The organism is Trichococcus ilyis, assembly GCF_900109135.1.
Taxonomy (GTDB): domain Bacteria; phylum Bacillota; class Bacilli; order Lactobacillales; family Aerococcaceae; genus Trichococcus; species Trichococcus ilyis.
In genome coordinates this window covers 1-18,625 of the sequence record NZ_FNYT01000005.1, presented here as the reverse complement: position 1 = coordinate 18,625, position 18,625 = coordinate 1, and the positions used below count along the sequence as shown (strand labels likewise).

Annotated in this window: 17 protein-coding genes and 2 pseudogenes; 15 read left to right on the top strand and 4 right to left on the bottom strand. The window is 53.2% G+C overall.

Annotated features, from left to right (window positions below; genetic code table 11):
- Positions 1-48 precede the first annotated feature (48 nt).
- The 13 genes from BMX58_RS03700 (at position 49) to BMX58_RS03640 (ending at position 12,760) form a co-directional block, all read left to right on the top strand.
- The gene (locus BMX58_RS03700; protein WP_068622481.1) at positions 49-660 is read left to right on the top strand and encodes an anthranilate synthase component II; all 612 of its coding nucleotides are present in this window, start codon (positions 49-51) and stop codon (positions 658-660) included.
- The gene (gene pabB / locus BMX58_RS03695; RefSeq protein ID WP_165605749.1) at positions 641-2,020 is read left to right on the top strand and encodes an aminodeoxychorismate synthase component I; all 1,380 of its coding nucleotides are present in this window, start codon (positions 641-643) and stop codon (positions 2,018-2,020) included. The genes BMX58_RS03700 and pabB overlap by 20 nt, the downstream gene beginning before the upstream one ends.
- Positions 2,017-2,823, top strand: coding sequence for an aminotransferase class IV (locus BMX58_RS03690; RefSeq protein WP_068622425.1), 807 nt, complete (start codon positions 2,017-2,019; stop codon positions 2,821-2,823). Before pabB ends, BMX58_RS03690 begins: the two co-directional genes overlap by 4 nt.
- A gap of 96 nt (positions 2,824-2,919) precedes the next feature.
- The gene (locus BMX58_RS03685) at positions 2,920-3,783 is read left to right on the top strand and encodes a tRNA 2-thiocytidine biosynthesis TtcA family protein (protein ID WP_068622427.1); all 864 of its coding nucleotides are present in this window, start codon (positions 2,920-2,922) and stop codon (positions 3,781-3,783) included.
- A gap of 47 nt (positions 3,784-3,830) precedes the next feature.
- Entirely contained in the window at positions 3,831-4,295 is a 465-nt protein-coding gene (locus BMX58_RS03680; RefSeq protein ID WP_068622485.1) for a hypothetical protein, read from the top strand.
- Positions 4,296-4,325: 30 nt separating this feature from the next.
- Positions 4,326-4,886 carry an NUDIX hydrolase gene (locus BMX58_RS03675; protein WP_068622429.1) on the top strand — a complete coding sequence of 187 codons (561 nt, stop codon included), beginning with the start codon at positions 4,326-4,328 and terminating at the stop codon, positions 4,884-4,886.
- A 183-nt stretch (positions 4,887-5,069) separates the two neighbouring features.
- A complete protein-coding gene (locus tag BMX58_RS03670) occupies positions 5,070-5,954 on the top strand; it encodes a VOC family protein (RefSeq protein ID WP_068622487.1) in 885 nt (294 codons plus the stop codon).
- 33 nt (positions 5,955-5,987) lie between these two features.
- Complete coding sequence (locus BMX58_RS03665; protein ID WP_068622431.1) at positions 5,988-7,196, top strand: bactofilin family protein; 1,209 nt, start codon at positions 5,988-5,990, stop codon at positions 7,194-7,196.
- A gap of 95 nt (positions 7,197-7,291) precedes the next feature.
- Complete coding sequence (locus BMX58_RS03660) at positions 7,292-7,546, top strand: DUF6718 family protein (RefSeq protein WP_068622433.1); 255 nt, start codon at positions 7,292-7,294, stop codon at positions 7,544-7,546.
- A gap of 137 nt (positions 7,547-7,683) precedes the next feature.
- Positions 7,684-8,595, top strand: a complete 912-nt coding sequence (locus tag BMX58_RS03655) for a LysR family transcriptional regulator (protein WP_068622435.1) — start codon at positions 7,684-7,686, stop codon at positions 8,593-8,595.
- 201 nt (positions 8,596-8,796) lie between these two features.
- Positions 8,797-9,696: a methylenetetrahydrofolate reductase [NAD(P)H] gene (gene metF / locus BMX58_RS03650; protein WP_068622437.1), complete on the top strand. Its 900-nt coding sequence runs from the start codon at positions 8,797-8,799 to the stop codon at positions 9,694-9,696.
- Positions 9,693-10,358, top strand: a complete 666-nt coding sequence (locus BMX58_RS03645; protein ID WP_068622438.1) for a vitamin B12 dependent-methionine synthase activation domain-containing protein — start codon at positions 9,693-9,695, stop codon at positions 10,356-10,358. Before metF ends, BMX58_RS03645 begins: the two co-directional genes overlap by 4 nt.
- 20 nt (positions 10,359-10,378) lie before the next feature.
- Positions 10,379-12,760 carry a homocysteine S-methyltransferase family protein gene (locus tag BMX58_RS03640; RefSeq protein WP_068622440.1) on the top strand — a complete coding sequence of 794 codons (2,382 nt, stop codon included), beginning with the start codon at positions 10,379-10,381 and terminating at the stop codon, positions 12,758-12,760.
- A gap of 275 nt (positions 12,761-13,035) precedes the next feature.
- Here the strand turns inward: BMX58_RS03640 and BMX58_RS03635 are convergent, their stop codons facing one another.
- Positions 13,036-14,274 carry an OFA family MFS transporter gene (locus BMX58_RS03635; RefSeq protein ID WP_068622489.1) on the bottom strand — a complete coding sequence of 413 codons (1,239 nt, stop codon included), beginning with the start codon at positions 14,272-14,274 and terminating at the stop codon, positions 13,036-13,038.
- Between the two features lie 241 nt (positions 14,275-14,515).
- Between BMX58_RS03635 and BMX58_RS14835 the strand changes: the two genes are divergently transcribed.
- On the top strand, positions 14,516-15,649 hold the full coding sequence (locus BMX58_RS14835) for a Maf family nucleotide pyrophosphatase (RefSeq protein ID WP_068622442.1): 1,134 nt from the start codon (positions 14,516-14,518) through the stop codon (positions 15,647-15,649).
- A gap of 237 nt (positions 15,650-15,886) precedes the next feature.
- Here BMX58_RS14835 and BMX58_RS03620 read toward each other — a convergent pair.
- The 3 genes and pseudogenes from BMX58_RS03620 to BMX58_RS03610 all read right to left on the bottom strand — a co-directional run.
- Positions 15,887-16,444: pseudogene (locus BMX58_RS03620) on the bottom strand (sugar O-acetyltransferase); the annotation flags it as partial.
- A 7-nt stretch (positions 16,445-16,451) separates the two neighbouring features.
- Positions 16,452-17,258, bottom strand: a complete 807-nt coding sequence (locus tag BMX58_RS03615) for a Cof-type HAD-IIB family hydrolase (protein WP_068622444.1) — start codon at positions 17,256-17,258, stop codon at positions 16,452-16,454.
- On the bottom strand, positions 17,255-18,250 hold the full coding sequence (locus tag BMX58_RS03610) for an ROK family protein (protein ID WP_068622446.1): 996 nt from the start codon (positions 18,248-18,250) through the stop codon (positions 17,255-17,257). Before BMX58_RS03610 ends, BMX58_RS03615 begins: the two co-directional genes overlap by 4 nt.
- A gap of 168 nt (positions 18,251-18,418) precedes the next feature.
- On the opposite strand from BMX58_RS03610, the pseudogene BMX58_RS14830 reads away from it, so the two are divergent.
- Positions 18,419-18,625, top strand: a pseudogene (locus BMX58_RS14830) (IS701 family transposase); the annotation flags it as partial.

Below are 18,625 nucleotides of genomic sequence, written 5' to 3'. Positions count from 1 at the left end.
ATGGAGGTATCGTTTGAGCCAAAAATAACAGCATTGATGAGGAAAAATATGATACTTGTAATAGATAATTATGATTCCTTCACCTACAATCTCGTCCAATACCTGAAGCAGCTGGACGGGAACGTTGTCGTGAAACGGAACGACGAAACAACAATCGAAGCGATAGCGGCACTGGATCCGCTGATGATCCTGATTTCCCCGGGGCCGAAAACGCCTGACGAAGCGGGCATCAGCCTGGATGTCGTCAGACATTTTGCAGGGACTATCCCGCTTCTGGGTGTTTGTCTGGGGCACCAGACGATCGCCGAGCTGTTCGGTGCGGCAATCGTGAAGGCGAAAGAGCCTGTCCACGGCAAGGTCCATGCCATCCGCCACACAGGGAAGGGCGTCTTTCAGGGCTTGAAGAGTCCGCTGAATGTCACCAGATACCATTCCTTGATTGTGGAAAGAGGCAGCCTTCCGGATGAGCTGGAGATCACCGCCTGGATGGAGGAAGGCGAAATCATGGGCTTCCTGCATCGCGAAGAGTTGATCGAGGGCGTACAGTTCCATCCCGAGGCGATCCTGACGGAACATGGGCTGGACATGCTGCGCAATTTTTATGAGCGTGCCAAAAAAAAGCGGGAAGGGGGGATTGTTGATGAAAAAAAGAACGGCTGAGATCGTGATCAAGGAAATCGCCACAAGCCTGTCGAGCTTCGAACTGTTCTCTCTGTTCCGCGAGCGCAGGCATTGCTTCTTTCTCGACAGCGGGTTGGATCCGGAAAAACTGGGACGCTATTCCTTCATCGGCTTCGATCCGGAAATGACGCTGACCGCAAAAGCGGGCGTTGATGCTTTCGAAGAGCTGAAAGCGTTGCTGGAGGAATACCAGCTGGATTACGCAGGGGAACTGCCTTTCATCGGGGGAGCGGTCGGCTACTTCGGCTACGAACTGCGCCACCAGGTGGAACGCCTGCCCAAGGAAGCGGTCGACGATGTCCATATCCCGGACAGCTTCTTCGGCATCTACGACGGTGCGATCGTGGTGGATCATCTTTTGGGGAAGGTCTATCTTGCCTCGCCGGGCTTCTTTGGCGATCCGGAAAAATGGGTGGCCGAGACGGAAAAGGTCATTATGGCTGCGGGGGGGACGCATTTTCCGGTTCAAGCCTTGGGATCGGCCACCGAAACCAAGCCGAAGCTCACCGCGAACATGACAAAATCCTACTATCTGGAGGCGATTGCCCGCATCAAGGACTATATCCGTTCCGGCGATATCTATCAGGTCAACATGACCCAACGCTTCCAGTGCCGGACGGAAGCATCGCCTTATGAGCTCTATACGCGCTTGCGCAGCATCAACCCCGCTCCGTTCGCCGCCTATCTCGACTTCGGCATGGGCCAACTGTTGAGCAGCTCGCCGGAACGGTTCCTGCAGATCCGCAACGGCAAGGTGCAGACACGGCCGATCAAAGGCACCCGGCCACGGGGCGCCACCGAGCAGGAAGATAGCGCGAACCGCCAGGAATTGCTGGAAAGCGAAAAAGACAGGGCCGAACTGCTGATGATCGTCGATCTGATGCGCAATGACTTGGGCCGGGTCTGCAAGACGGGCAGCGTCAAGGTCACGGAAATGTACCATATCGAAGACTACAGCACGGTTTTTCAGCTTGTTTCGACCATCGAAGGGGAACTGGAGGAGGATATCCATGCCCTCGACTGCATCAAAGCCGCCTTCCCGGGCGGATCGATAACCGGCGCGCCCAAGATCCGGGCGATGGAAGTCATCGACGAGCTCGAACCGACGCAACGCAACGCCTATACCGGCTCAATCGGCTATGTCGGCTTCAACGGCGATGCGGATCTGAACATCGTCATCCGCACGATCCTGCTGAAGGACGAAACCGCCTATTTCCAGGTCGGCGGCGGCATCGTCTGGGATTCGGATGCGGAAATGGAATACGAGGAGACGCTTGTGAAGGCGAAGGCGCTCATTGCGGCGCTGCAGGCGGAACTGCCGGAAGGGGAAAACGTATGAAAGTATTTTTGAATGATGCCTATTTGGATGAAGCGATTGCCGCGGTCAGTCCGCTGTCCCCAGGCTTCATGTATGGTTACGGCGTTTTTGAAACGATCCGGGTTTCCGGCAGTAAAGCGGTGTTTTTGGATCAGCATTACCGGCGCATGGTCCAATCACTTTCCGTTATGGGGATGACTTGCCCATACGGGGAAGAAGCGCTCAACGGAATCATCGGTGAGCTGCTGGCGCTGAACGGAGTCGATGCAGGTTTCGTCAAGATCGTCTGCAGCAAACCGACCCCGAAAAAACAGCCGCACCAAGAAGCGGATATCCTGATCCTGAGCGGAACGAAAACCTACAAAGCCGAGTATGCAACAGGTTTGAAAGTATGTCTGGCCGAAGCGAAAAGGAACGAATTCTCCAAGCTTGTCGGCATCAAAAGCCTGAACTACGCCGAAAACATCCTGGAGAAGGAAGCGGCAACGAAGAGAGGCTTCGATGAAGCCGTCTTTTTGAACACGCATGGACATGTCGCCGAAGGGTGCGTCGCGAATGTTTTTTGGGTGAAGGACGGCGTCGTTTATACGCCTTCGCTTGACTGCGGCATCCTGGAAGGGACAGCGAGAGCGCGGGTGATCCAGCTCTGCGCTGAACTGCGGATCCCTGTCCGCGAAGGAGTTTACGGCTTGGATGAACTTCTCGGGGCGGACGAAGTGTTCCTCACCAATGCCCTGATGGATGTCATGCCGGTGAGCCTTTTGGAAGACCGGCGCTTCGACCTCGGGGCCTATCAAACAGTGCCCCAGCTCCAGCGAGGCTGACGCCCGCCGGAACAAACGAAAAAGCCTAAAACTCAAAAAACTTAAAAACCTAAACCCGGATAGCTTAAGCCCGCAAGAAAGGAAAAATTCACCACAATGGAAAAATGCGATCAAATTGAAAGAAGCCTCATCAAAAAATACCGGAAACCCTTGTGGCGGCCCTTCATCAAAGCAATCCAGGAATACGACCTGATCCAGAACGGCGACAAGATAGCCGTCTGCATCTCCGGCGGGAAGGACTCGATGCTTCTGGCCAAACTGATGCAGGAGCTGCAGCGCCATGGTCCGCTCCGGTTCGAGCTCGTCTTCCTGGCGATGAATCCGGGATACAGCGAACCGAATCAGCAACAGATCCTTGCGAATGCCGCATTGATGGACATCCCGCTGACCGTTTTCGAGTCGTCCATATTCGATGTCGTGGAGAATGTCGAGTCGTCCCCTTGTTATCTTTGCGCGCGCATGCGCAGGGGCAGCCTGTACCAAAAAGCCCAAGCGCTCGGCTGCAACAAGATCGCTTTGGGGCATCATTTCGATGACGTCATCGAGACGATCCTGATGAATATGTTCTACGGCGGGACCATCGAGACGATGATGCCGAAATTGCACAGCCGGAATTTTGCGGGGATGGAGCTGATACGGCCGCTCTATAACGTGAAGGAAGCGGACATCATCGCCTGGAAGGATTACCATCAATTGACCTTCCTGCAGTGCGCCTGCCGGTTCACGGAAATGTACGATAGCCAACTGAGCGATCTGGGCGGTTTCAAGCGCAAGGAAGTGAAGGCGCTGATCGGAAAGCTGCGTGAAACGAGCCCGCTCATCGATGCGAACATCTTCCAGAGTGTCCAGAGCGTGAATCTCGAAAAAATCATTGCTGGCCGCGATCGGGACGGAAGGCATCATTTTCTGGAAAAATACGCGGATGGGGCTGAAAGGCCGCAGCCGGATATGGTAGAATGAACCGAACCTCCGCAAAAACGGAGAACATGAATAGGGAGTTGAAAGAAATGACCTTGTCATTCGAAGAAAAAAAAGCGATATTTGACGACTATGAGGAACTGACGGCCGTACCGGTCTCGATGAACCGGATCAATTATCATTTCAATGCGAGCGCGGTGGAGCACAAGATCGTTGTCCGCTTCCTGCATCCAAACGGCAATGCCTTCATTTATGCAGGCTACCTGCCGAAAGAAGAGACGGAGAAAGGCTACATTTCCGTATTGGAAAGCGATGAAGGGACGATCCGCTTCCTGTTGGAAAAGGCGATCGCCTTCCTGAAAAAGACAGCTGACGGCTATGTGGAAGGTCATTCGGAAAAATGGGTGGATGCTTCCGGAGACGTGCTGCTGCTGATCTACGACAATCCGATGTGGTCGGTGGCGTTGATGAACGGCCAAATCGAAGGCATCTTCAAGACCCGCGATGCGGCCGTCGGTTATCTGAATGATGAAGGCTTCTCGCGGACCAATTGACCGCCAAAAGCATGCGAAAGGAAGGCTGGCATGGGAATCAGACAAATGCTTGCGGACTATTCCCCCTTTAACCAACAGGAGGAAAAGGACCGCGAGCTGATGCTGCGTTATCTGGATCAGTTCGCTGATCTGTTCGGGCGCGAGAATGAGTTCGCCCACTTCACCGCTTCGAGCTGGGTCGTCAACCGCGAGCGGACCAAGGTACTGATGGTCTACCATAACATCTACCGTTCCTGGTCCTGGATCGGCGGCCACATGGACGGAGAAACCGATTTTCTGGCGACGGCCATCCGGGAAACGAAGGAAGAAACGGGTATCGAAGAGGTGCGACCGGTATCTCGGGAGCTCTTTTCGCTGGAAATACTCAGCGTCGATGGGCATGTCAAAAACGGCAAACAGGTAGGGACGCATGTGCACCTGAACCTGACCTACCTGCTGGAAGCGGACGAGACGCAGCGGACGAGCGTCAAACCGGACGAGAACAGCGGCGTCGCCTGGATGGGGCTGGATGAGGCGCTTGCCAAGTGCAGCGAGCCTTACATGAAGCTTATTTACGCCAAGCTGAATGCCAAATTGAAGGCAACCCAATAATGAAAAAATAGCTGCTCAGCGCCGATGGTTCTCATTTTCCATCGGCAACGAAAAGTGGCATAATGACAGTGGGAAGCACCGGTGTTGCTGAAGAACGACTTCAGCAGCCTGATGCAGCCGCTGTTTTTTGTGTGCAATTGTACCGTCGCAATCATCGTTTCAACAATAAGGGGGATCCGGAATATGCAAAAAATTGTTCCGCACTTTTGGTTTGATACGCAAGCTCGAGAAGCCACCGCATTCTATACATCACTGTTCGATAATTCCAAAATCACAAGCGTCATCCAAATCCACAATCCGCCACCATACGGAACAGCCGAGCTGATCTCGATGTCGTTGGCTGGGCAGGATTTCATGGCGATTTCGGCGGGCCCGTATTTCCGCTTCAATCCGTCCATCTCCATCCGGATCGATTGCGCATCGTTGAAGGAAATCGATTTCCTTTGGGAAAAACTTTCGGAAGGCGGCGCAGTGCTCATGCCGTTGGATGCTTATCCTTTCAGCAAAAGGTATGGTTGGACCGAGGACCGCTATGGACTGTCCTGGCAAATCATGTACGTCGGCGATCGGGAGATCGAGCAGAAACTGACGCCGACGCTGATGTTCACAAAAAAACGATGCGGCAAAGCCGAAGAAGCGATCCTTTTCTATGAGTCGGTATTTTCGGATACCGAAATCGAGGGAATGGATTACTACGGATTTGGGGAGGAACCGGATGCGCCGGGAACGGTCAGGTTCGCTTCGTTCAAACTGGAAGGCCAAACGTTCGCAGCCATGGACAGCGTTCAGGCCCATGATTTTGAATTCAATGAAGCCATCTCTTTCATCGTCAATTGCGAAACGCAGGAAGAAATCGATTACTATTGGGAAGCCCTGTCTTATGTGCCGGAAGCGGAAAACTGCGGATGGCTGAAGGATAAATACGGGGTATCTTGGCAAATCGTTCCAACGGACATGAACGAGATGATGGAGACACCAGATCCTGAAAAATTGGCACGCGTCACAGAGGCGACTCTGAAAATGAAAAAATTGGATCTTGCGGAACTGAGAAGGGCTTATGAAGGATAATCACTTGCGGTTTGTCTGAAAGAAGGATGCAGGATGGAAAAGATGAATAAGACGGTCTGGTGGAAAGCCCTCTTCTGGAGCATCAACTTGGTATTTTTGGCGATTTTGTTGGGATTTTCGGGTGTCGCTTCGGCCGCGGGCATGGATGCGGAGAATCTGGATCATTTGGCTGCCGGGGAAACGATCGAGGGGCCGGGTTTCTTTGCGGGTAATGTGGTGAAGGTCGACGGCAATGTGGAAGGGACGACGTTTGTGTCAGGGCAGGATGTGCGGATCAACGGCAACATCAACGGCGATCTTTTTGTGGCATCGCAGACGATCACCATCAGCGGGACGGTGACCGGCAATATTTATGGGGCGGGCCAGTCGCTCGACTTTGACGGGCAGTCGGAAGGCGATGTCTTCTTTGCCGGCCAAAGCATCTCCATCGGACGGGATGCGTCTGTCGGCAGGGATCTGTTTGCGGCCGGGGCGACGATCCTGCAGGAGGGGATTATCCAACGCAACCTCTTTGGGGGCGCTGCCGAAATCGTGCTCAGCGGACAGATCGGCGGGGACGCCAACCTGCAGACGGACAGCCTGAAGCTTCAGGATGGCGCGAACATAGCCGGCGACTTGAGCTACAAGGGAGAAAACGAGGCTGACATCGGCACCGGCGCAACGATTGAAGGAGACACCGATTGGGAATTTGCCGAAACGGTGGACGTGGACAGGGAAGTCGCGGTGAAAGCGACGAGAACTCCGGTAAGGAAATTTTTCTGGTTCCTCTGGAGCTTGGCGAGCGCTTTGCTGATTTGGTTCCTTATCCGGATTTGGCGGCCTGCCTTCTGGAACAACACGGTCCGCCCGTTGGCTGAAAAGCCATTGAAGACGCTAGGGGTGGGATTGCTGACGTTGCTGGTGGTGCCGCCTATGATCATCTTGGCGATGGTCACAGTCATCGGAATACCGGCAGGCTTCATGCTGAGTGCCGTCTATACGTTCTCGCTGTACTTGTCGCGGATCATCGTGGCGGTTTTCATCGGCCAGTGGGTGGCGAAACGCTTCAAATGGCCAGAGCTGCATAAGGGAGTCTGGCTGGTGCTCCTGGGATTGGCTGTCCTCGGGCTTTTGGGGCTGCCGCCGTTTGTCAATTTCCTCAGCTCCCTGCTGACCGTTATGGCAGGCTTGGGTGCTCTGGTGATGGCTCATTACAAGGCTGCCCCCGAAGAAACCAGCGTTCAGCCCGAGCTGGATGTATAGTCAATCGGTCCGGAAGTGCGGAAACAGCAAAGGAATTGCCGATTTTTTTACCGGCAGCGCAGCCTTTTTGCTATAATGGACGCTGAGGTGAATCTATGAAATTCGTAGTGGCAAGGACATTCAAAAAGAACGGCAGTGCGGCGATCGCGATCAATGCGGTGCCATCGATTATGGGCTATTCGGAAGAATTGGAGCAGCGTTTCGGACGGAAAATCGAGGTGCTCTTGCTGAGCGGGGACTCCGCGGAAGCCTTGGAAGAGGCTTGGCCGGAATACGCGCCCATCACGGTGACGGACAACAAAGAAAGCTTCGAACGCAAGATCGAGGAAAAAGTCAGCCGGAAAAAATAGGTTTGGCCGGGGCTGTCCCATTGCGGGATGGCCCTGTTTTGCGCGCGGGAATCCATCTGGTATAATCGGGTAAGAATCAAAATGCAAAACGAATAAGCGTTTTTACGACCAAAGCAGCGAGAGGAGAGGAAAGACAGATGACCCTAAAACAATTGAGATATATGCTGGCGGTCGCCCAATACAAATCGATCAACGAAGCAGCCAAAAAATGCTTCATTTCGCAGCCGAGCCTCTCGAATGCCATCAAGGACCTGGAGGAAGAGATCGGCTTGGAGCTGTTCATCAGGACCGCCAAAGGCATTACCTTGACCGCGGAGGGCACCGAATTCCTGAAGTACGCGCAGCAGGTGATCGAGCAGGCGGAACTGCTGGAACAGCGCTATCTCGACAAGAAGCCGGCCAAGCAATTGTGTTCCATTTCGACCCAGCATTATGCGTTCGCCGTCAGCGCGTTCGTCAACATGATCAAAAAGAGCGGAGCGGATGAGTACAAGTTCACCTTGCGCGAGACGCGCACGCATGAAATCATCGAGGACGTCAAAAGTTTCCAGAGCGAAATCGGCATCCTCTATCTGGATTCGTTCAACCGCAATGCGCTCCAGAAAATCCTGCTGGAGAGCCAATTGGAGTTCCATCCTTTGTTTGAAGCGGAACCGCACATCTTTGTCAGCGTCCGCAATCCTTTGGCGTCCAAGCAAAGCGTAACCTTGGCGGATCTCGAGGACTATCCCTACCTGTCGTTCGAACAGGGCGAGCATAATTCCTTCTATTTTTCGGAAGAGATCCTCAGCACCGTCTTCCATAAAAAAAGCATCCTGGTAAGCGATCGGGCGACTTTGTTCAATTTGGTGATCGGACTGGACGGCTATACCATCTCCACCGGCGTACTTAGTGAAGAGCTGAACGGCACCGATATCGTTTCGGTTCCATTGGACGTCGAGGACCGGATGGTGATCGGCTGGATAGCCAACAAGAAAGCCGGGATCAGCCGGCAGGCGGCAGCCTATATCAAGGAGCTGAAGGCAGTGATCCGGACCTACGGAAACTGAGCAGGTCGGCCCATATAAGCTATAGTCTTTGGCTATAGCTTATTATATTTTTTTGGTGTTACTCTATATCTTCATTCCATGGCATACTATTGGAAATAAATGACTTTTTGTGGTAAGTCATCGGCAGTCATGATCAACTGTACACAAAGTAAGTGCGCCTAAAAATCCGCACTTTGAACGAATTGGAGGAGGACATGAGTTATGAAGATTAGAGATATGATCAGCAAAGGGGAACCGACCGTTTCGTTTGAAATTTTTCCGCCGAAGAGCAGCTACGCCCTTGAAACGGTTTTCGATACTTTGACCGAACTGAAGGACCTCCATCCCGATTTCATTTCCGTGACGTACGGCGCAGGCGGTACCGCCCAAAGCAACACAGTCGAAATCGCATCGCGCATCAAAAAGGATTTCGGCATCGAATCGATCGCCCATTTGACCGGCTGCACCTCCACCAAAGAGGGCATGAAACGGACGTTGGCATCGATCAAGGACAGCGGCATCGAAAACATCCTGGCTTTGCGCGGGGATATCCCGCAGGAAAAGCTGGCGGACAAGAACTGGAAGCCGGAATACCGTTACGCTTCCGAGCTCATCGACGACATCAAAGCGGCGGGCGATTTTTCGATCGGCGCGGCCTGCTATCCGGAAGGGCACGTCGATTCCATCAACAAAGTCGACGACCTGAAAAACCTGAAAAGAAAAATGGACCACGGCGCTGATTTCATGATCACGCAGCTTTTCTACGACAACGATCTCTTTTATCAATTCAAGGAAAAATTGGAGCTTGTCGGCATCGAACAGCCGGTCATCGCGGGGATCTTGCCGGTACTGAACATCAAACAGGTGAAACGGATCCAGGAAATCTCCGGCTGCAACCTGCCGCCGAAATTCCTGCGGATACTTGACAGATATGCGCACGATCCGGCATCGCTTCAGGAAGCAGGCATCGCCTATGCAGTCGATCAGATCATCGATCTGCTTTCTTCCGGGGTGGATGGCGTCCATATCTACACGATGAACAAGCCCGACGCAACCAGAAGGATCATGGAGAACATCTCCTGCGTCCGCAAGGCGGTCTGCAGAAAAGAGCCGCAACGATGAAGACGGATCTGAAGCTGGTCGCGAAGTACCTTGGCTTCGGCAACAAACAACCGGATGAACGGACAAGGAACGACATGGAGAACATCGCCGCCCAGTTTGAGCAGGCAATCACCGGGAAATGGACGTATGGGCACTATCTCCTGGACCACTCAGTCGAGGGCGTGATCACGCTGGAGGGGACCGCTGTGGTGCTGGAAGGGAAGAGCATCACCCGCACGCTTAAACGCTGCAAGGAAGTCTATATCATGGTCTGCACGTTAGGCGCGCAGGGCGACCGCATCATCGAGCGCAACAAGTTGATGTCGCCTACCTTGGGCATGATCGCGGATGCCTGTGCATCCGCATTCGTCGAGACGATCGCGGACAGTTGCCAGCAGGAAATCGAAAGCCAGCTGCCGGCGGGAGCCGCATTGACTTTCCGTTACGCGCCCGGATACGGGGACCTGCCGCTGGCGACCAACAAAACGCTGCTCGGGGAATTGCAGTCCGACAAACGGATCGGCGTCCATCTGACCGATTCGATGCTGATGACGCCAAGAAAGTCGATTGTGGCGATCTTGGGCGTTCTGGAGGAAGGCGCATCCAAAGGCAAGAACCATCGCTGCGGGAACACCAGCTGCAGCGAGTGCGAACTGAACGACAGCTGCACAGCTAGAAGTTAAACCAGGGGGGGACAAAAAGAATGGATATCAGAAAACAAACCGGGGAAGAGCTGCTGCTCTTCGACGGTGCGATGGGCACGATGCTCCAAACATACGGAATGAAAGCTGGCCAAAATCCGGAAGCGTTGAATCTGGAGGATCCCGAGCTGCTCGGCCGGATCCACAAGGAATACGTCGAAGCCGGCGCCCAATTCATCACGACCAACACCTTCGGAGCGAATGCCTACAAACTGGAAGAAACGGGTTACTCTGTCGCTCAAATCGTGACGGCGGCCGTCGAAATCGCCAAAAAGGCGGCTGAAGGAACGGAAACAAAGGTAGCGCTCGACATCGGGCCGGTCGGAAAGATGATGAAACCGATCGGATTGCTTGATTTCGATCAGGCCTACGCCTACTTCCGCGAGCAAGTGACGGTAGGAGCCGCGGCCGGAGCGGATCTGATCCTCATCGAAACGATGTCGGATTTGGCGGAAATGCGCGCGGCCGTTTTGGCGGCGAAAGAAAACTGCAACCTGCCGATCTTCGCGACGATGACCTTCACGGAGGACGGCAATACGCTGACCGGAACCGAGCCGGAAATCATGGCGCTCTCCTTGGATGCACTGGGTGTGGATGCACTGGGCGTCAACTGTTCATTGGGGCCTAAGGAACTGATTCCGATCATCAAAAGGATCTTGGCCTTCACGAATACGCCGGTGATGGTGCAGGCGAATGCCGGCATCCCTGTGACGGAAGCGGGCGTCGCCAAATATTCCGTCACTTCCGCGGACTATCTTGCCGTCGCGAAGGAGTTGGCTGGTTTGGGTGTCTCCGTGATCGGCGGCTGCTGCGGCACGACACCGGAGTACATCCGCGATCTGCAGCAGGCCAAAGCGTTTTTCGCGAAAAGGGAAGCCAACAAATTGAAACGTTACGTCTGCTCCGCGCAGAAAAAGGTTTGCCTGGACGGCCAGATCACCCTCATCGGTGAGCGGATCAACCCGTCAGGCAACAAAAAATTGAAGGAACAATTCGTGGCAGGCAATCCGTTGGCTGCCATCAAAGTCGCTTTCGAACAGGTCCAAAAAGGTGCGGACGTGTTGGACGTCAACACTTCTTTGCCGATGATCGACGAAACGGACTACATGACCAAAATCATCGACGGCATGAGCGGTCTGGTGGAAGCGCCGCTGCAGTTCGATTCGACCAAGCCGGATGTGCTTGAAGCGGCTTTGCGGCGCTACAGCGGCGTCGCGATCGTCAATTCGGTCAACGGGAAAGAATCCTCGATGGCCGAAATCTATCCGATCGTCCAGAAGTACGGCGCTTTTGTCGTGGCTTTGTGTCTGGATGAAGCGGGCATCCCGGATGATGCCGCAGGCCGGACCCAGGTCGCCCAAAAGCTGATCGACCGGGCAGGAGAGCACGGCATCGGAGCGGAGCGCTTGCTGGTCGATTGCCTTGTGCTCACTGCGGCCGCCCAACAGAAGGCGGTCATGGAAACACTGAAGGCGTTGCGTTGGGTCAAGGAAAATACGCCGGCGCTGACGACTTTGGGATTGAGCAATGTCTCCTATGGACTGCCTTTCCGGGCCTTGATCAACCGCACCTATTTTGCGATGGCCCTGACTTCTGGGTTGGATACGGTCATCATCAATCCGGGGGCGGACGGAATCGTCGATACGATGCGCGCTTTCAATGTGCTGTCAGGCCAGGACGAAGGGGCAATCGACTATATCGACTACAACAACAAAAAGGCTGTCGTCAAATCCGATGGGCCCAAGCAGGAGACTGTCGTGCGTTCCTACCGGGAAATGCTGCTGGAGGGCGATGAATCCGGGATCATGAAGGCAACCAATGACTTGCTGAAAGACAATACTCCGTTGGCGGTCGTGGATGATCACATCGTGCCGGCCCTGGATGAAGTCGGCAAGCTCTATGAGCAGAAGAACATCTTCCTGCCCCAGCTGATCCGCGCCGCCGAAACGGCCGGAAAGGCCTTCGAAACAATCCGCGCGAAACTTTCGGACAGCCATGAAAAGCTGGAATCGAAGGGAACGATCATTATGGCGACCGTAAGAGGGGATATCCATGACATCGGCAAGAATCTGGCGAAAGTGCTGCTGGAAAACTACGGCTACGATGTCATCGACCTGGGCAAAGATGTCCCGATCGAGGAGGTTGTGGCGATGGCCAAGCAGCGACAAGTCAAGCTGGTCGGATTGTCCGCCTTGATGACGACGACAGTGACCGCGATGGAGGATACGATCACAGCCTTGCGCGAGGCGGATCTGCCTGTGAAGGTCTTCGTCGGCGGAGCCGTACTGACGGAGAAATACGCCAAAGCCATCGGTGCGGACTATTACTGCAAAGATGCCCGCGCCGGCGTCACGGTTGCGGAAGAAGTATTCGGACAGGCATAAAAAAATCCGTCGACGAGTCATGCATGATGACTTGTCGACGGATTTTTGCGGTAATACAAAGGAAAGTATATAATTTTTTGTAATCAAAAGTGCATCACCATCAGTGTTTCACAGGTTTGCAAAATGTTTCATGCAATTAAAATGATGTCCAGCTTCACGGGTTAGCCCCTCGGAAATTAGATAAATCTGACCCATTGCGCTCTTCGATGCTCATTCAGGGCCAGATTTCCTAAATTTCTTTCAGGGCTGAGCGAACCCGTTCCGCTTTTCTTATATCAGTGATGGACGGGATGTCTTCTTGTCTCTTCCGGTTTTGCCCGCAGCAGGAACGTGCTGATGAAGAAGGCGACGGCATACATCGCCAAGATGGCGTACAGGACATTATTGTAGGAGCCGGTCTTCGCGATGATGAAGGCACTCAGTTGGTTGCCGGACAGGCCGGCAAAAGCCCAAGCCGACAAGGCCAGTCCATGCACTGTGCTGATGGTCTTCATGCCGAAGCGGTCAGCCAACAGCGGCGGCAGACTGGAAAACCCGCCGCCGTAACCCGCATTGATGGTGCACATCAACAAGATGATCAGCGGCGCGATGGCATTATTCACACCGTTCGCTAAAAGCGTGATAGCCGTTGCGGCAATCGATAGGCCAAAAATCCAGATATAGATGGTATTCCTGTCTTTCAGCCTGTCTCCGAATGCTGAAAAGGCGAGTCGGCCAGTTGCGTTGAAAATCGCAGTCAAGGAACTGATTGTGGCGATCGCTCCGAAACCGATGAAATGCAGCAGATCCTTTTCCTGGGAGATGAGCGCCAATCCGCAGGTGATGTTGAGGTAAAACATCAGCCAGATGCCGATGAACGTTCTGTTCTTGAAGATATCCAGCGTGTTCCCGCGTTCCGTCTTCGCAGTCACTTCCACCCAATCCGCTGGCTTCTTCAAAAGAAGATGGCCGACGAACATCATGATGAAGTAGGCCACAGCCAAGATATAGAACAGTCTGTAGAGCCGAGTCGGGTCAACCAGCGTACCGTCAGCGTTCGTTGCGCCCAGCAGCATCTGGATGATCGGGCTGGCGATGACCTTTGCCAAACCGAACCCGGCCACCGCTATTCCGGTTGCGAGGCCTTTATTGTCCTTGAACCAGAGCATCAGTGTCTTTACCGGCGAAAGGTAGCCGATGCCGCAGCCGATGCCCATCAAAACGCCATAAGTCAGAAAAATCCCGATCAGCGATTTTTGTTGGATGAAAAAGCCCGTTCCGGCCATTCCGGATGCGAAGCAAACCGCTGCAATCAGCGAAGCTTTATGGATATCCTTTTCGACGATTTTGCCGGCGAAGGCGGCCGATATCCCGAGGCAGAAGATAGCGAGGCTGAAAGCCCACTCGACTTCGGGTAACGGCCGGCCGATGTATTCGGCGATGCCACCCTTCAGCAAAGACCAGCAATAGACCGTCCCGATGCTGCAATGGATCAGCAGTGCCGGGACGGCGGCACGCATCCATTTGTTTTCGATGTTGTTCATGGTGAATCCCCCTTAAATAATGAAAGTATGGATTGCGTGAATAATTCCTCAATCTATCGTCATCTTACCCCCGTTTTACCGGAAATGCAATCGCTTTCCGGATTATTGGCCCAATATAATGTGTCCAATCAGACAAAATTTGATCAGGGAACGCCGTGCACAAATAATTTTTCTGGAAATATAAGTTGCTTATCGGTAAAATTAACGGATGACAGAAAAGAGGGATCCAAAGATGCAAATTGAGATCAGGAAAGCGACGTTGCAGGATTTGGCTGCCGTCAAAAGAATCGAAGATACCTGTTTTCCGGAAGCAGAGGCGGCGACAGAGGCATCACTCAGCGAACGGCTGCAGCTGTTTCCGGAGAGCTTCCTGGTTGCCGAAGCGGAAGGAGAACTCGTGGGATTCGTGAATGGGGCGGTCATCGATGAACCGATCATCCGCGATGCCCATTACCACGATGCGGCCCTGCATAATCCGGCTGGTGCCTACCAAAGCGTATTCGGCTTGGATGTCTTGCCGGAATACAGGAAGCGGGGGATTGCCGCGAACTTGCTGAAGGCGCTGATCGGAGCGGCCCGTCAAGCAGGCAGACAAGGGCTGACCTTGTGCTGCAAGGAAGAAAAGATTCCATACTACGAGAAGTTCGGGTTGGCGAACAGCGGCAGATCGGACTCGACGCACGGCAATGCCGTGTGGTATGACCTGATTCTGCACTTTGAAGAAAGAAGGGGAGAGCAAATGGGGCCGAAAATCATATTGGCGAGCCAATCGCCAAGACGCAGCGAATTGCTGTCCTTGTGCATCAAGGACTTCGCGGTCCAGGCTGCGGACATCGACGAAAAAGCGGTGGAGGAACGTGTTCTGGCAGAAGCGGAGAACGGAAGCTTTTTGGACACCGCCAAGGAACTGGTGGAGACGCTGGCGCGGGAAAAAGCGGCAGTCATCCACCGCGAAAACAAGGAAGCGTTGGTCATCGGCTCTGACACCGTGGTTGTTTTGGACGAAAAGATCCTCGGCAAGCCGATCGATGAAGCTGATGCCGGTGCGATGCTGCGCGCGATGGCAGGCAAGACCCATTCGGTCCTGACCGGCGTCAGCATTTTGTGGGGCGAAAAGGAAACGACCTTTGCATCGGAGACGAAGGTCAGCTTTTTCGAATGGGACGATCGGATGGCGGAGGAAGTGCAGGCATATGTCGCATCAGGTAAACCGATGGACAAAGCCGGCGCATACGGTATCCAGGAGGAAGCCGCGCTCTGGGTTTCCGGTGTCGAAGGGGACTACAACACGATTGTCGGGTTTCCGATCGCATTAGTCGACAGGGCGATCCACCGCTTGCTGGCGGAAGCTGGAACCGAGAAATAGTGTTGCCGCCCTTCTTCTCCGGTGAAGCGGCTTTGGCCGGAGGAGCGCATTAGCATGAGAGCGTGAACTCCGGCGAGGCTATGTTCACCGTAGTACAGTCTTTGAAACGCCCATCAACTTCGATAAGGCTCCGTTCACCGGAGTTAGCACGAAAAGTAGAACACAAAAACCCGACGAAGCTTCCTCGCTTCGCCGGGTTTTTCAACATTTGTCACTTAAGCATCGTAATCAGGACGGATCGGAAACCTCGATCTGGCGGATCACACGCGCGGGATTTCCGGCGATGACGACATTGTCCGGGAAGGATTTGGTCACGACGCTGCCCATTCCGACAACGACATTGTTCCCCAAGGTGACGCCCGGGCCGATCACGGATGAGCCGCCGATCCAGACGTTGTCGCCGATCGTGATCGGTTTGCCGTATTCCCAGCCGCTGTTCCGTTCGACCGGATCAAGCGGATGGGTAGCCGTATATAAGCTGACGTTCGGCGCAATCATCACGTTGTCCCCGAATGTGACCGGACACGTATCCAGTATCGTACAATTGAAGTTAGCGTAGAAATTCTCGCCGACAAAGATATTGGAGCCGTAGTCCAGCGAAAACGTCGGTTCGATATAGATATTCTTGCCGGTTTTTCCGAACCAGCTTTTCAGCAGTTCGCTGCGCTTGCGGGCATCCGTTTCGTTGTTGAAGAGACGCATCTTTTCGCGGGAACTTTGCCGCATTGCGGAAAGCTCCGGGTCGCTGGAAAAATAAAGTTCGCCGGCGATCATTTTTTCTTTTTCTGATTTCATCTTTTGCTTACGCTCCTGCCGTCAATGATAGTAATTTTTCGATCGAGAACAGCACGCCGTCCTCATCATTCGTCTTCGTCACAAAATCCGCATGGGCTTGGACTGCGTCGAAGGCATTGCCCATCGCGAAGCTCAAGCCGGCCTCATCCAGCAGTTCGAAGTCATTGAACCCATCGCCGAACGCAACGGTTTCTGCTTTTGTGCAGCCGAGGATCTCCTGCAGGTGTTGGACGGTGGCGCCTTTGTGCTGGCCGTAGTTCGTGATGTCGATCCAGGCCGCCTCGCTTGCGACAAGGTACAGACGGTCGGCAAAATCCTGCAGCAGCTTGACCGTTTCCAGACAGCGCTTTTCGCCATCGAAGATGGTGATCTTGACGATATCTTCCTCGATTTCGTTGAATTCCGCCACTTCCTTCACGACGGCATAGCTTCCGCGTACGATTTTCTGTTCGAGTTCGCTGCGGTTGTTTTTGATGTAGGCAGCTTTATCCGTGCAGACGATGATCGTGAAATCGAGTCCCAAAGATTCCAACTTTGCGATCATGTCTTTGCCGGTTTCGTTCGGGATCAGCGATTGGAAAACGAACTCCCCTTGGTGCTTGATGCGGGTCGCACTGTCGCCCAGGATCCAGATATCTTTTGCGGCCTCGCCGAACAATTCCTCGACCCGTTCGCATTGTTTGCCGGTGCAGGCGGCAAATTTGACGCCGCGCGCATCCAAAGCGGCTTTTACACTTTCAAAACGTTCTTTATTGAAAGAACCTTTGCTGTTCAAAAAAGTACCGTCCAAATCCGTGATCACTAACTTCATCATTTGACATTCCTCCTCATTTTAAAGGGCAGCTCTTTTTGAGCCAGCCACAAAAGACCGATATAGACATGTTCTTCATAATCTTCCGATACGAGCAATTCCGGTTTGATGGGAATGCCCATATCCTTCAAAGCGGCATCCAGTTTTTGGCCCAATACGTTCCCGTTGACATTGTTGATGTGCACCAAGATATGTTTGGGCGCCAACAGGATGGTGTATAGTGCGAGGATGCGCACGGTAAAATCAACTTCCTGCTCCAGCGTGTAAACGGTACTCTGTTCACTGGAAAAGAAGGGCAGATATTTCACTTCCCCCGCCAGAGAATCTGTTCCGGTGATCAGCTGTTCGTCATAAAAAAATGATGCGCCCGGACGGCTCAGATGCGGATAATACAAACCGACCACGCCTTCTTTGGAGTCGATCCCAAGGCGGTGGGCGAACCCGATCGTGGCCAAGTTGGCGTCGTTTTCGATGTGGGCCGGGACATGAAAGGTCTCGGTGACGGTTTCTTCGATCCGCCACCCGTTCATTTTGTCCCACCAGCTGATTGCCACCGTTCCGTCGACACTCTTGCCCGGAATGGCAATCGCGACCGACAATGGTGGATGGGGGGATTCCAGCAACAACCCTTTGATGAAATCTAGCAAGGCGGGGAGGCTGACGTCCGGATAATCCGCATCCTTTTGCGCCACTATTTCTTTCCGCCCGTCGATCAGCCGGCCTTCCAACCGCAGCGCCTGATCATGTTCAACGATGGACACCAAAAGGTAGCTGAATTTTTCGGCATTCAACCGGTACATAGTGGAAGGTCTGCCGACGGTGCTTCTTTCTTTTCCGACCGCGATGATTTCCCCGTCCTGGAGCAATTCGTCGATCAGGATATTCATCGTCACAGTGCTGACGCCAATTTGCTTGGCCAGCAAAGGTTTTGTCCAGGACGGCTCCGACAGGAACAAGGAGCGGATCAGGTTTTTTTTGCTTTCTTTACGGTCCATTTTGCCCCCTTCAGTCAATGGTGTTTTTTATTAATTAACTTAATTAATTAATAAGGATCACCACTTTACAACTTTTCACGCCCCTAAGGGCATAAAAATACAAACAACCCCAAATTTTTTGTATGATTGATTTGGAGAAAAAACCAACAAAAAAGGGGGTTGTTTGCTATGAATCAATTATATCAAAAAGGCATGACAATCAAAAGTTTAAGAGTCTATTTCGAGCCCTATTTTGCCGGAATGACCCGACCGACTGCAAATAAAATTTTCTTTTTTCTTTTGGCAATCATTTCGATGCAAGGGATTCAATCTGTCCGTTTTTTGTACACTTGGTTTTTGAAGAGGATAGATACCTCTGGTTTGAACTCGTATTAC

Bases quoted from the DNA above. Each gene is read 5' to 3' on its own strand.
- BMX58_RS03665 (WP_068622431.1), top strand. From the start codon at position 5,988: ATGGAAAAGATGAATAAGACGGTCTGGTGGAAAGCCCTCTTCTGGAGC.
- BMX58_RS03670 (WP_068622487.1), top strand. From the start codon at position 5,070: ATGCAAAAAATTGTTCCGCACTTTTGGTTTGATACGCAAGCTCGAGAA.
- BMX58_RS14835 (WP_068622442.1), top strand. From the start codon at position 14,516: ATGCAAATTGAGATCAGGAAAGCGACGTTGCAGGATTTGGCTGCCGTC.
- BMX58_RS03690 (WP_068622425.1), top strand. From the start codon at position 2,017: ATGAAAGTATTTTTGAATGATGCCTATTTGGATGAAGCGATTGCCGCG.
- BMX58_RS03700 (WP_068622481.1), top strand. From the start codon at position 49: ATGATACTTGTAATAGATAATTATGATTCCTTCACCTACAATCTCGTC.
- BMX58_RS03645 (WP_068622438.1), top strand. From the start codon at position 9,693: ATGAAGACGGATCTGAAGCTGGTCGCGAAGTACCTTGGCTTCGGCAAC.
- BMX58_RS03675 (WP_068622429.1), top strand. From the start codon at position 4,326: ATGGGAATCAGACAAATGCTTGCGGACTATTCCCCCTTTAACCAACAG.
- BMX58_RS03680 (WP_068622485.1), top strand. From the start codon at position 3,831: ATGACCTTGTCATTCGAAGAAAAAAAAGCGATATTTGACGACTATGAG.
- BMX58_RS03655 (WP_068622435.1), top strand. From the start codon at position 7,684: ATGACCCTAAAACAATTGAGATATATGCTGGCGGTCGCCCAATACAAA.
- BMX58_RS03685 (WP_068622427.1), top strand. From the start codon at position 2,920: ATGGAAAAATGCGATCAAATTGAAAGAAGCCTCATCAAAAAATACCGG.
- BMX58_RS03660 (WP_068622433.1), top strand. From the start codon at position 7,292: ATGAAATTCGTAGTGGCAAGGACATTCAAAAAGAACGGCAGTGCGGCG.
- BMX58_RS03640 (WP_068622440.1), top strand. From the start codon at position 10,379: ATGGATATCAGAAAACAAACCGGGGAAGAGCTGCTGCTCTTCGACGGT.
- BMX58_RS03610 (WP_068622446.1), bottom strand. From the start codon at position 18,250: ATGGACCGTAAAGAAAGCAAAAAAAACCTGATCCGCTCCTTGTTCCTG.
- pabB (WP_165605749.1), top strand. From the start codon at position 641: ATGAAAAAAAGAACGGCTGAGATCGTGATCAAGGAAATCGCCACAAGC.
- metF (WP_068622437.1), top strand. From the start codon at position 8,797: ATGAAGATTAGAGATATGATCAGCAAAGGGGAACCGACCGTTTCGTTT.
- BMX58_RS03615 (WP_068622444.1), bottom strand. From the start codon at position 17,258: ATGATGAAGTTAGTGATCACGGATTTGGACGGTACTTTTTTGAACAGC.